The organism is Lachnospiraceae bacterium JLR.KK002, assembly GCA_036941025.1.
Taxonomy (GTDB): Bacteria; Bacillota; Clostridia; order Lachnospirales; family Lachnospiraceae; genus Petralouisia.
The window spans coordinates 463,772-475,895 of record JAYMNP010000001.1 but is presented as its reverse complement, the minus strand read 5'-3'; the positions used below and the strand labels follow the sequence as shown (position 1 = coordinate 475,895).

Annotated in this window: 10 protein-coding genes; 1 reads left to right on the top strand and 9 read right to left on the bottom strand. The window is 47.9% G+C overall.

All coding sequences use genetic code 11. From position 1 onward, the window contains the following. Positions 1-397 precede the first annotated feature (397 nt). The 4 genes from folK to VSQ32_02330 all read right to left on the bottom strand — a co-directional run bounded on the left by folK (position 398) and on the right by VSQ32_02330 (position 4,041). Positions 398-1,240 carry a 2-amino-4-hydroxy-6-hydroxymethyldihydropteridine diphosphokinase gene (gene folK / locus VSQ32_02345; GenBank protein MEH2941717.1) on the bottom strand — a complete coding sequence of 281 codons (843 nt, stop codon included), beginning with the start codon at positions 1,238-1,240 and terminating at the stop codon, positions 398-400. 87 nt (positions 1,241-1,327) lie between these two features. Next, positions 1,328-2,158 carry a dihydropteroate synthase gene (folP, locus tag VSQ32_02340; protein MEH2941716.1) on the bottom strand — a complete coding sequence of 277 codons (831 nt, stop codon included), beginning with the start codon at positions 2,156-2,158 and terminating at the stop codon, positions 1,328-1,330. Between the two features lie 40 nt (positions 2,159-2,198). Beyond that, entirely contained in the window at positions 2,199-2,756 is a 558-nt protein-coding gene (folE, locus tag VSQ32_02335) for a GTP cyclohydrolase I FolE (GenBank protein MEH2941715.1), read from the bottom strand. Continuing rightward, on the bottom strand, positions 2,746-4,041 hold the full coding sequence (locus VSQ32_02330) for a folylpolyglutamate synthase/dihydrofolate synthase family protein (GenBank protein ID MEH2941714.1): 1,296 nt from the start codon (positions 4,039-4,041) through the stop codon (positions 2,746-2,748). Before VSQ32_02330 ends, folE begins: the two co-directional genes overlap by 11 nt. Positions 4,042-4,274: 233 nt before the next feature. Between VSQ32_02330 and VSQ32_02325 the strand changes: the two genes are divergently transcribed. Then, complete coding sequence (locus tag VSQ32_02325; protein MEH2941713.1) at positions 4,275-6,575, top strand: sulfatase-like hydrolase/transferase; 2,301 nt, start codon at positions 4,275-4,277, stop codon at positions 6,573-6,575. Positions 6,576-6,760: 185 nt separating this feature from the next. On the opposite strand, the gene VSQ32_02320 is transcribed toward VSQ32_02325, so the two are convergent. From VSQ32_02320 to ugpC, 5 genes are all read right to left on the bottom strand, one after another. Continuing rightward, positions 6,761-7,984 carry an MBL fold metallo-hydrolase gene (locus tag VSQ32_02320; protein ID MEH2941712.1) on the bottom strand — a complete coding sequence of 408 codons (1,224 nt, stop codon included), beginning with the start codon at positions 7,982-7,984 and terminating at the stop codon, positions 6,761-6,763. 199 nt (positions 7,985-8,183) lie between these two features. Further along, the gene (locus VSQ32_02315; GenBank protein ID MEH2941711.1) at positions 8,184-9,080 is read right to left on the bottom strand and encodes a hypothetical protein; all 897 of its coding nucleotides are present in this window, start codon (positions 9,078-9,080) and stop codon (positions 8,184-8,186) included. A 141-nt stretch (positions 9,081-9,221) separates the two neighbouring features. Continuing rightward, a complete protein-coding gene (locus tag VSQ32_02310) occupies positions 9,222-9,659 on the bottom strand; it encodes an Rrf2 family transcriptional regulator (protein ID MEH2941710.1) in 438 nt (145 codons plus the stop codon). A 57-nt stretch (positions 9,660-9,716) separates the two neighbouring features. Further along, a complete protein-coding gene (locus VSQ32_02305) occupies positions 9,717-10,820 on the bottom strand; it encodes a helix-turn-helix domain-containing protein (GenBank protein MEH2941709.1) in 1,104 nt (367 codons plus the stop codon). A 125-nt stretch (positions 10,821-10,945) separates the two neighbouring features. Then, positions 10,946-12,058: a sn-glycerol-3-phosphate ABC transporter ATP-binding protein UgpC gene (gene ugpC / locus VSQ32_02300; GenBank protein ID MEH2941708.1), complete on the bottom strand. Its 1,113-nt coding sequence runs from the start codon at positions 12,056-12,058 to the stop codon at positions 10,946-10,948. Between the last annotated feature and the right edge of the window lie 66 nt (positions 12,059-12,124).

The window sequence follows — 12,124 nt, the reverse complement described above, 5'->3', positions numbered from 1 at the left end:
CTGAAATACGTCAAAATCTGCTTTCACCTGAAGGCAAGGATTGCCGCCGAAAGCAGATTTCTCCCGGACATGATTCCGGTATCACATCATAAATTTTCCCGTAGTACTCTGCGTACAGACAATTACCTGTCTGTGCAGACAACATTCGGAATATCACGTACAGAATCCGCTTCGGCAAACAATCAGAAAAAATTTTCTGTTGATACAAAATGGATTATCTGAACATGTTATCCCTCGCTTTTCTTCTTATTCTCTGATTCTGTCAGGCTCTGTAAGATTAACACCCAGGCTCGATAATGTAACTTTCAGCTCAATATAACATTTATACATCATATCTTCCAGTTACCGCTCCTATTATATCAGACGGCCTTTAAAGTGTAAAGCCTGTTTCTTCCGGTTATGTGTCCATCTGCTGCAGTTCCGCCAGCATCCGTGCCGCAGTTTTACCCAGCAGAGGATGACGGAACTGAGGCGCCAGCTCTGCCAGCGGTTTCAGTACAAACTCCCGGTTCTTCATATCCGGGTGGGGAATGGTCAGATCCGGTGTGTCAATGACGCAGTCATCATAGAAAATAATATCCAGATCCAGCGTTCTTGGCCCCCAGTGCACCAGACGTTCCCGGCCGGCCTCCTGTTCTGTCCGGTGAAGCTGCTCCAGCAGTTCCCAGGGCGTCAGCAGCGTCCGCAGTTTTACCATTCCATTCAGGAAATCCGGCTGGTCTGTCATCCCGTAAGGCCTGGTCGCAAGAATCCCGGACACCTGTTCCACCTCACAGTCCTCCAGGTTCTTCAGGGCTGTGACTGCCTGCTGCAGGTATTCCTCCCGGTTTCCCAGATTGGAGCCCATAGCCACAAAAGCCTGGTGCCAGCCCCGCTCAATCTCCACAGATACGGATTCCAGGGGCAGGCCGATGGGAGCCCAAGGTTTTACAATTTCAAGCCGGATGTTCTCCAGGGCCGGAAAGGCAAGGAGCAGGGCGCGGGCCATCTGCTCCGCTGCCGTCTCAATAAGCTGAAAGGTATGCTCCATCATAAAAGAAGACATAAAACGCGAGACTTCTCCATAATGAATTGTCTTTGTTAAATCGTCTTTTAATCCGGCTTCTCTGGTATGGGTGTAAAGAACTGCATTAATCTGAAATTTCTGTCCCAGTCTGTTTTCTTCCGGCAGTACCCCGTGCTTTCCAAACACTTCCAGGTTCCTGATGTGTATTTTATCCGGATTTCTGCTATTTTCCATATCCGTCGTCCTTTCCCTCTTTCCTTTCCCGCATCTGCTTCCCTTTTCTTCCACTTCTGTCGTTTCATACAGGCCTTTGTCCGGGCTTTATCTTTCCGCCTGTACCTGCTTCCATCCATCCCGGACTGCCTCCGCCATCTGAATGGCCCGTTTATTCTCCCGGATATCGTGGACTCTCACAAACGCACATCCGCTCATGACTGCCTGCACCGTGGTAACCAGCGTGCCCTCCATTCGCTCTGTTACAGGAAGGTCCAGGGTCAGGCCAATCACAGATTTTCTGGAAGCTCCCAGCAGTATGGGAAATCCCAGGCTTTTCAGTTCCTTCAGCTTACAGATTACCTCCAGATTGTGCTCATATGTCTTCCCGAACCCAACCCCTGGATCCAGGATAATTTTCTCATCTGAAATTCCTCCTGCTCTGGCAATTGCCAGGGTTTCCTGCAAATCAGATTTCAGTTCTTCCATCAGATTCCGGTAAAGGCTTTCCTTCCGGTTGTGCATCAGGCAGCAGGCAGCCCCGGAGCTTCCAATCAGTTCTGCCAGTTCTCTGTCGTATTTCAGGCCCCAGACGTCGTTAATCATATCGGCCCCCGCCTCCAGAGCAGCTCTGGCCACCTCCGTTTTGTAAGTGTCTGTGGAAACAGGAATGTCAAACCGCGCTTTTATTTTTTCAATGACAGGAGCTGTCCGCTCCACTTCCTCCTCCGCTGAAATCTGCTGATGTCCCGGCCTGGTGGATTCGCCGCCCACATCAATGATATCGGCCCCTTCTGCCGCCATCTGCTCCACATGGGCAAGGGCCCGGTCAAAACTGTTAAACCGGCCCCCGTCAGAAAAGGAATCCGGCGTTACATTCAGAATTCCCATGATATATGTGCGGGTTTCCGTGTCAAAAACTCTGTTGCCTATCTTTATACTGTTCTTCATGATGTCTCCTCTCACTGCTGTCTTATTATCATCGCCCCATCATCCGCCAGAATTCTTCCTGTAGCTTTTCCTCCTGCGCAAAAGCCCCTCTGGTTACCAGTGTTACGGTCTGAGTGCCGGGCTTTTTCACACCCCGCATGGTCATGCACATGTGCTCTGCCTCCACCATTACCATCACGCCTTTCGGCCGCAGATATTCCATCAGAGCGTCTGCAATCTGAGCTGTCATCTGCTCCTGAAGCTGAGGCCTCCTTGCATACACCTCCACGGTTCTGGCCAGTTTGCTTAACCCCACCACTTTTCCGTCGGGAAGATAGGCAATGTGCGCCTTTCCGTAAAAAGGAAGAAGATGGTGTTCGCAGGTGGAATAAAACACAATATCTTTTTCCAGCACCATGCCGCTGTTTTCCACCGAAAATGTCCTGGTGAGATATGGCTCCGGCGTCTGGTCAATCCCTGCAAAAATCTCCTCATACATTCTGGCAATCCGGCCAGGTGTCTCTTTCAGGCCTTCCCGGTTTACATCCTCTCCCATTCCTTCCAGCAGAAGGGTTACAGCCTGTTCTATTTTCCCTTTATCTATCATGGCACATGTTCTCCTTAATCTCTCTCAGATACGACAAAGAGCCAAAGGCAAGTATCATGGCATGTTCCTGCTCCGCCAGGGCCAGCGCAGCCGATACCGCTTCCGAAACCTTCCGGCAGCAGGTCACATCATCGTGATACCGGCGGGCCTCCTGCGCCAGAATCTGTCCGTCCAGGCCTCTGGGATGATCCGGCGTAACGGTAAATACTTTCCAGGCCAGAGGCAGCAGGAGCTTTAACATTTTCTCATGCTCTTTATCTGCAAGTACTCCTATTATATAGATTATTTTTCCATTTGTAAAACCCATTTTCAAAGTTTCCCGCAATTTTTTTGCCGCGTCCTCATTATGGGCCCCGTCCAGCAGGAACAAAGGCTTCCGGCACACCGCAGAAAACCGCCCTTCCCAGCGGGCATGTTCCAGCCCTCTGACCAGAACTTCTCCGGAAATATCCCATCCCATTTTTCTTAATACTTTCACGGTTTCCAGTACGCAGACTGCATTTTCCACCTGATACCTCCCCGTCATGGACAGCCGGATTTCTCCCGTTTCCTCACAGAAAAAGCAAAGCTGTCCCTGCTCCCTGCGCACCTGAGCGGCCCGCTCCGGTTCCCCATAATAAAGCACTGCCTGACGCTTTCTGCACGCTTCTTCCAGCACCTGTCTGACCTGCTCCTGCCGGGGCCTGAGAACCACTGCTGTTCCGTGTTCTTTGATGATTCCCGCTTTCTGGCGGGCGATTTCCTCCGGACTGTTTCCCAGAAATTTCATATGGTCCATGCTGATGGATGTGAGAACGCTCACCAGAGGTTTCCTTATTATATTGGTGGCGTCTTCCGCTCCCCCCATGCCTGTCTCCAGTACCACCGCCTGGCAGCATTTCCGGTAAAAATACAGAAAAGCCGCTGCTGTTTCAATCTCAAACACCGTGGGCAGCCGGCCGCCTTTTGCCCTGACCTGTTCGCAGCCTTCTTTCACATCGCTTATCACCTCTGCGAACTCCGCCGGGGTCATCCATTCCCCGTTCACCTGATACTGTTCCCGCCTGTGAAATACCGCCGGGGACGTATACATGCCCACCCGGTATCCTGCTTCCTGCAGCACGGAGGAAAGCATGGCGCACACAGAGCCTTTCCCGTTGGTTCCCGCCACATGAATGATGTGCAGCTTATCCTGCACATCGCCCAGTTCCTTCATCAATGCCCGCATGACAGCAAGGCCGGGCCGAATCCCCCCTGTCCGTCCTGTCTCTTCCAGAAATTCCTGTGCTTCTTTTTCATTTAACATATTTCTTTCCTCTCCGTTCGTATAATAAAAAAGATAATAAATTTCTTTGGAAATTTCACCAAATTTATAAAGAAATTCTTAATATTTATTATGGTATGTATAAAAATTGTATTTATCAGTTGACTTTTCCCAAAAAGTAAGCTAATCTTTGCTATGGAAATTGCAATATTCATATTTTGTTCACAATCAGTTCACATATTGGATTTTCAGCATAAATTAAGGATGGTGACGTAATGTTTTATACCGCAAAAAACACTTTACAGAAAGTTGCAGCAAAATACAAGGCTTTTCGGGAAAAAAGAAATGCACGTCCCCGGAAGCATATCCTGAAACCGGAACAGAAGAAAGCTCTGATACATATCCTGAACCGCTATTCTCTGGTATTTCATTATCTGCTGGCCTGCAGTATCTGCTTTTTCATAGAAATGATTTCCAGACATTCTTTTGTGGATGCTTTTCAGTTTATGTTCGACCGGAGCCTGGTATTTTTATATAATTCCATGATTGTATTTACCTCCCTGCATCTGGTATATTTCTTCCGCAGGCGGGCCCTGATGCGTACCGTCATCTGCGTGGCATGGCTGTTTCTCGGAACCATCAACGGATGCATCCTTGCCAAACGTGTCACACCCTTTACCTATACGGACGTAAAGCTGATTAACGACCTGTTTACCATGCAGAGCAATTATTTCAGTAAAGGCGAGGCCCTTGCCGTAATCCTTCTGGTTGCGGTCGTACTGGCGGGAATCATTGTATTATGGAAAAAAGGCCCCCGGTATCAGGGGAAACAGAACCGTTTTGCCAGTATCGGCGCCATTGGGATTTTCGCATTTTTCATTCCCATGGTAACGCAGGCCGCAGTGAGCAACAACATACTGGCCGATTATTTTGAAAATATTGCCGAGGGCTATGAGGACTATGGATTTGTATACAGCTTTTCCGCCAGCGTGGTGGACCAGGGCATGACCGCCCCCAGAGATTATTCTCAGGAAACGGTGGACGAAGCTCTCTCCGCTGCAGAAGACAAACCTTCCGCAACAGAAGACCTGCCCAACATTATCTGCGTGCTGCTGGAATCCTTTACGGACCCCAAAGAAGTAAACTTTCTGAATTTTTCCGAAAACCCGGTGCCTAATTTTGATAACCTGTACAACAACTACTCTTCCGGTTACCTGACCGTTCCGGTGGTAGGGGCCGGCACCGCCAACACGGAATTTGAAATTCTCACCGGTATGGGTATGCAGTATTTCGGACTGGGCGAGTATCCCTACAAGACCATCCTGAAATCCACCTCCTGTGAAAGTGTTGCCTCCGACCTGAAAAATCTGGGCTATGGCTCCCATGTGGTACATAACAACGGCGGTAACTTCTACAGCCGGAGAAATGCTTTTACCCAGATGGGATTTGACAGCTTCATCAGCAAGGAAATGATGAACATTCAGGAGTATACGCCTCTGGGCACATGGCCCACCGATGATATCCTTATCGGGGAAGTGGAAAAAGCACTGGATTCCACAGAACAGCAGGACTTTATTTATACTATTACCGTTCAGGGACACGGTGCATATCCCACAGAAAAAATCATTGAAAATCCGGAGATTACCGTGACCGGAGGGGAAACAGAAGCCAGAAACAACGAATGGGAATATTATGTAAATCAGATTCATGAAGTAGATAAATTTATTGCCAGCCTTACGGATATGCTTTCCAGACGGGATGAAAAAACACTGGTGGTATTTTTCGGAGACCACCTGCCCACCATGGGACTCACCGACGAGGATATGAAGAGCGGAAGCATTTTCAAAACCAAATACGCCACCTGGAACAATTTTGGTATGAAAAAAGTAAATCAGGATTTGACTTCTTATCAGTTACTTGCTTCTGCCATGAATCAGGTGAATATCCATGAAGGAACCATGTTCTCTTTCCATCAGAACAACGGATTTCAGATTACAGAGGACTCCTCCGGAGACATGGAACTTCTGCAGTATGATATTCTGTATGGGAAGCGCTACGCATACCATGGAGAGGACTTATACCCTGCTTCTGACATGCAGATGGGCGTGCAGAACGTAACTGCGGAACGTCTGGAAGAACGGGAAGACGGAATGCACATTTTCGGCAGCAACTTCACTCCCTGGAGCAAAGTATTTATCAATGACACCAAAGTCTCCACTTCCTTTGTCAGTGACACGGAGCTGGTGATTTCCATGAGCAGCTTTGAGGAGGGCCCCAACACCATTGTGGTCAACCAGATGGGTTCCTCTGATACCATATTCCGAAGCTCCAATGAAATATCCTGGCTGAAACCTCTGACTGAGCAGCCGGAAAACACAGAAGAAATTCCGGTGGACGACACTGTGGAAAATACTCCCAGCAGCATTGACAAAGCTGTCAACGGGAACCGTTCCGACGAATCTTCGGAATCGGAATCTTCGGAATCTGCCGATGAAACAGACGGTACGGAGGCAGAAGGCAGCGATACTTCAGATGCAGAAAATGACAGAGCGTCCAGGTCCGCTTCAACTCTTTGAATCTCTCAATCATGAGGGAGCTGGACGGTTTGCTGCGCCATTTGCGGTGCGTCAGAGCATACGCAGTATGCTGAACGTATCGCGTTTATAAGAATTGCAAAGCAATATTTTCCTCCTGTCGCACAATAAAAAGAATCCGGCAAAGCCGGATTCTTTTTATTGTGCGCATTTTACATACTGCCTGCTCAGGGCTTACACCTGCCGCAGGGTTCATACCCCTGTTCTATCAGTTCCTGCCTGCTGCAATCGGTGTATTCCCTGTTTTCCTCCTGCATTTGTACGACACTGCCGCAGGAAAGCCGATGAAATTTTCCGGTATTGGTATTGAGCACATACTCCGTTTCCGCATCGTCTTCCCCTGAGAGGTTCCTGCCTGCAGTGTCCTGGCCTGTACTGGCGGCCTGTTCAGGTTCTGCCTCCTGCCCTCCTCCAGGCTCTCCGGCTTTCCAGCTCTCACTGGGGGAGCAGTTCCAGGTGATTCCCTTTCCGTCGGAAACTGCCACAATGGTTCCCTGTTCATCAGTACGGTATACTTTCGCTCCAATACTGCGGAAATTATTCATGGCCCCGGCTCTGGGATGGCCGTAGCTGTTTCCTTCCCCGCAGCTTATTACTACAGCATCAGGCTCTACTTCTTCCAGAAATTCCATGGTGTTGGCCGTATCGCTGCCATGATGAGCTGCTTTTAACACATCCGCAGACAAATCCAGCCCTTCTTCCATCATATCCTGTTCTGCCTGTTCTTCCGCATCCCCGGTAAAGATAAAGCGATTTTCTCCAAACTGCAGAAGAATCCCCACAGAATAATCATTCCAGTTATCCCCGTAATCCTCTTTTGCCGGAGCTATAATGGTATATTCTGCCTCGCCCAGCTTATAAACAGTACCGGCGGCGGGATAAGTAATCTTCTTTCCCTGTTCTGCAATCACGTTCAGTACATCCTGATACGTCCTGGTATCCTTCTCCAAATCCGGAAGGATAACCGTATCCCAGGGAAATTTATACATAACCACATCCAGCCCGCCCACATGGTCGGCGTCAGGATGGGTTCCGATTACATAATCCAGATGTTCAATCCCCTGGTACTGTAAGTAAGACTGCAGAGCAGTGCCCTTATCATTATTTCCGCCGTCAATCAGCATGGCATGACTGCCCTGCCGAATCAGCGTAGCATCCCCCTGGCCCACGTCTATATAGTGAACTTCCAGCGTTCCGTCACTGCTGCCGCCGGCTGCGCCTTTTTGGCTGTTTTCCGCCTGCAGGCTGTCCTGCCCCGTACCACGTTCCCACTGGCTGTTCTGCCCGGCCGGGCTTTCCTGTAAAAGATTTCCGCAGCCTGCCATCCAAAAGCTGGCAAATACAGACAGCAGCAGGATTCTGCCCCGCATCTGTTTTCTTCTGTTTTTCAACGTCTGTCTCCTCCTGTACAAATTTCCACCGTTATCCTGCTGGCATATTTCCCTGAATATACCTGTTCCTCTATGTGGGCCTGTGCATAAAACAGAAAGCCAGTCCCTGTCAAATAACATTGAAGGTCTGGCTTTCTGCTCTGTTTTCAAACAAATTCCAATCAAAACTCCGCAGCACCGGCAATGTCTGCAGCGCCTTTTATAAATTAAAGTCTACTACAATTCCTTTTATCTCTTCCGGCAGCAGACTCTGTTCTTCCAGAATCAACTGGGTATTTTCCAGAATTTTCTGCTGCTTATTCCGGAGTTCTTCCACCGGGGCAAAGGATGCTGACTGGGGTATATGCCTGCGCTCCCTGGTCTGTTTCTGCTTCTCCAGTGCTTCTTCGATTTCCTGTGCCTGTTTTTCCTGCTCCGCCTGTGCTTCCTTTATTGCTTCTTCCTGCTCAGTCTTTTCCTCTTTGGCTTCTTCAGCCTTCTCTACGGTCTCTTCCTGTTTCTTATCCACCGTATCCTTTGCCTCATTCAGCAGCATTCCCACCATTTCTTTGCTGGCAGCTTCCAGGGTCTCCTCAGCCGCTTTCGCAGCATCCACCATACCATGGTGTTTCAGGGCTTCCTGCTTCATGGACTTAATGGCCTTCGTGGAATCGGAAACCGCAGACTGGCCCATTTCCATTTCTTTCTTCCAGTGGCCTGCCTGTTCATTTAAATCCTTCATAAAAGCGTCATATTCTTCGCCGCCGTCGGGATATTCTTCCTTCAACTGTGCTTTCTGTTCCTCAATACTTCTCAGTTCTCTCGAAGCCTCCAGGGACTGCTCCTTCCCTTCTGCAATCTGAGTCCTGCACTCATCCATCACTGCATCTACTTCAGAATCTGATGCAAACTGCTGCTTTACAAAATCCATGGCATCCTGCATTGCCTTTTTCTTCTTATCTGCAATCCCGTCCTGGAACAGATTCAGCTCGGAAGCCTGAATGCTCCGGCCCTGTTTCTCTTTTCCCTGTTTCTCCTCTGCCTGATGTTCCACACGGTCTTTTCCATACCCGTTTCTTACAGGCGTCTCCTGTTCTGCTGCCTTTCCTATTTTCATGCCTCTGCCCCTTTCTGCTGTCAGAAATCCAATCACGTCATTGTTTACCTGTATTATATATCGGTTTCTCCCGAAATTTCCTTAATTTTCTAACATAGCATGGTGCAAAAAGGCAATTTCCTGTCATAAATGGAAGTTCTGTCAGATTACATAATCCACCGTTCCCCGAAGTTCCCGCTCCCATTCTACCAAATCTGCCAGCGTCACTTTATCCACCACTTCATTTATGGCGTCATACAGCATCTGCCAGACCCGCAGCGTAACACATTCGCCCCGGCGGTGACAGTCATTTTCCGGCTGCTCCAGACAGCTTACCGGGGCCAGGCTCCCTTCAATCTGACGCAGAATCATCCCCACCGTATATTCTTCCGGCTTTCTGGCAATGGTATAACCTCCGCCCGGTCCCCTCATGCTTTTCACGTAGCCGCATTTTTGAAGGACAGAAATAATCTGCTCCAGATATTTTATGGAAATTTCCTGTCGCTCTGCCACATCTTTCAGTCTGACAATCTGATTTTCTTCCAGTGCCAGATCCAGCATCAAACGCAGGGCATACCGCCCCTTTGTAGAAATTTTCATATATTTTTCCTTCCTGTTTCAGACAGCTAATCCTGTTTTTCTTCCTGTTTCGGGCAGTTAATCTTCTTCTGCTTTCTTTTCTGTCAGACTTCTCTGATAATTCATATGAGAAATAACCATCAGGGCAATTTTAAACAACATGGCGTCCTCGAAAGTACGGATATCCAGGTCCAGCACCTTTTCGATTCGCTCCAGACGGTACACCAGCGTATTCCGATGCACGTAAAGCTGGCGTGCTGTCTCCGAAATATTCAGATTATTTTCAAAAAATTTGTTAATTGTTACCGTAGTTTCCTCATCAAAAATATCCGGCACTTTTTCCCCGAACACTTCTTTCAGGAACATTTCACATAAACTGGCAGGAAGCTGGTAAATCAGCCTTCCAATGCCCAGATTGCTGTAGGAAACCGTGTGGTCTTCCGCGTAAAAAATGCTTCCTACCTCCAATGCCATCCTGGCCTCCTGATAAGAACGTGCAATGTCCTGCAGCAACTCCACACGGTTGCCGTAACCTACCCGCACTTTTACCAGGGCTTCCATCTGGAGATTATCCACAATCATCTCCGCAAGATTTGCCAGCTCTTCTTCCTGGGGAAGTTCCCGTACATCTTTCACCAGAATCACGGATTTCTCATCTACCTCCGTAATAAAATCCCTGGTGGTGGAAGCGAAAAGATTCTTCACTGTCTCCATCACAATTCCGTCTTTTTTGCCGGATACTTCTATAATAAATACCACGCGCTGAGCTGTCTCAATATGCAGTTTCTTGGCTTTGTTATACATGTCCACCACCAGCATATTGCCCAGCACCACATTCTGCATAAAGCTGTTCCGGTCAAACTGCTCCTGAAAAGCACTGACCATATTCCGAATCTGGCAGGCCGCCAGCCTTCCAATCATGTAGGCTTCCTCACTGCCGGCCCGCGCCAGCAGAATATATTCCAGTTCATTTTCTATCATAATCTTAAAAAAGTGGCATCCGGAAAGCATCTGGCTTTCCGCCATGGAATCTGCAAAAAACCGGATGGCATCTTCCATTTCCTCTTCCGGCTGATACGTGGAAGCCAGCAGCTTTCCCTTGTCGCTGTAAAGAGCCAGATCCACTCTGGATATTTCTTTGATTTCTTCTAATGTAACCTGTAATTTATGATTTGACAGCATATGTTTTCTCCTGAAAATGTTTTCATTTACGGTATGTCAGAGCATACGAATACGGAACAAAAAACGGAAGCAACACATCTCTGCATCGCTTCCGAACATTAGTGTTATGAAATTATATTACCGGATTAGTGGGTAATTGTCAATTCAGTTTCTTTATCGAAAATATGAATCTTTTCAATATCCATTGCAAGCTGGATGGAATCGCCGAGACGGGCCGGTGTTCTTGAATCCACTTTTGCAGTCATGCTGGTTCCATTGATGGTGTAGTATAACAGTACTTCGGAGCCAAGTAATTCGTATCCGGTAACTTTTGTGTTAAAGATACTGTCTTTATGAGTCTCCAGAGCAATCTGGGAATCGTCAATATCTTCCGGACGGATACCGATTACAACTGTCTTGCCATTATAATGACCGTCAATCAGTTTCCTGCCCTTGGAAGGCGGTAATGTAATGGCTGTATCGCCAACCTGTAACTTAACCGTATCTCCCTCTACCTTACATACAGCATCCAGGAAGTTCATCTGAGGAGATCCGATAAATCCTGCTACAAACAGGTTATCCGGCTCGTTGTATAACTTCTGAGGAGAATCTACCTGCATGATGATTCCGTCTTTCAGTACAACGATTCTGGTTCCCAGTGTCATAGCCTCTGTCTGGTCATGGGTTACATAGATAATCGTTGCGCCCAGTCTCTGATGAAGGGAAGCAATCTCTGCACGCATCTGCACACGAAGTTTTGCGTCCAGGTTGGATAACGGTTCGTCCATCAGAAATACCTTTGGTTCACGGACAATTGCACGTCCCATAGCAACACGCTGTCTCTGTCCACCGGACAAAGCCTTTGGTTTACGGTCTAACAGTTTCTCCAGATCAAGGATTCTTGCAGCTTCTTCCACTTTCTTCTTGATTTCATCCTTCGGAACTTTTCTCAGCTTCAGACCAAATGCCATATTGTCAAATACGGTCATATGGGGATACAGCGCGTAGTTCTGGAATACCATTGCAATATCTCTGTCCTTGGGCTCCACGTCGTTTACCACTCTTCCGTCGATGGAAAGTTCACCGGAAGAAATCTCTTCCAGACCAGCCACCATACGAAGTGTTGTGGACTTTCCGCATCCTGAAGGTCCTACGAAAATGATGAATTCCTTGTCTTCAATCTCAAGATTAAAATCTTTAACTGCTTCAAATCCGTTCGGATATTTCTTACAGATATTTTTTAATGATAAACTTGCCATTTTTCATTTCCCTCCTGTAATATTCTGCTCTGTGCAGAATTGTTTATGTGAATATACTAACAGACT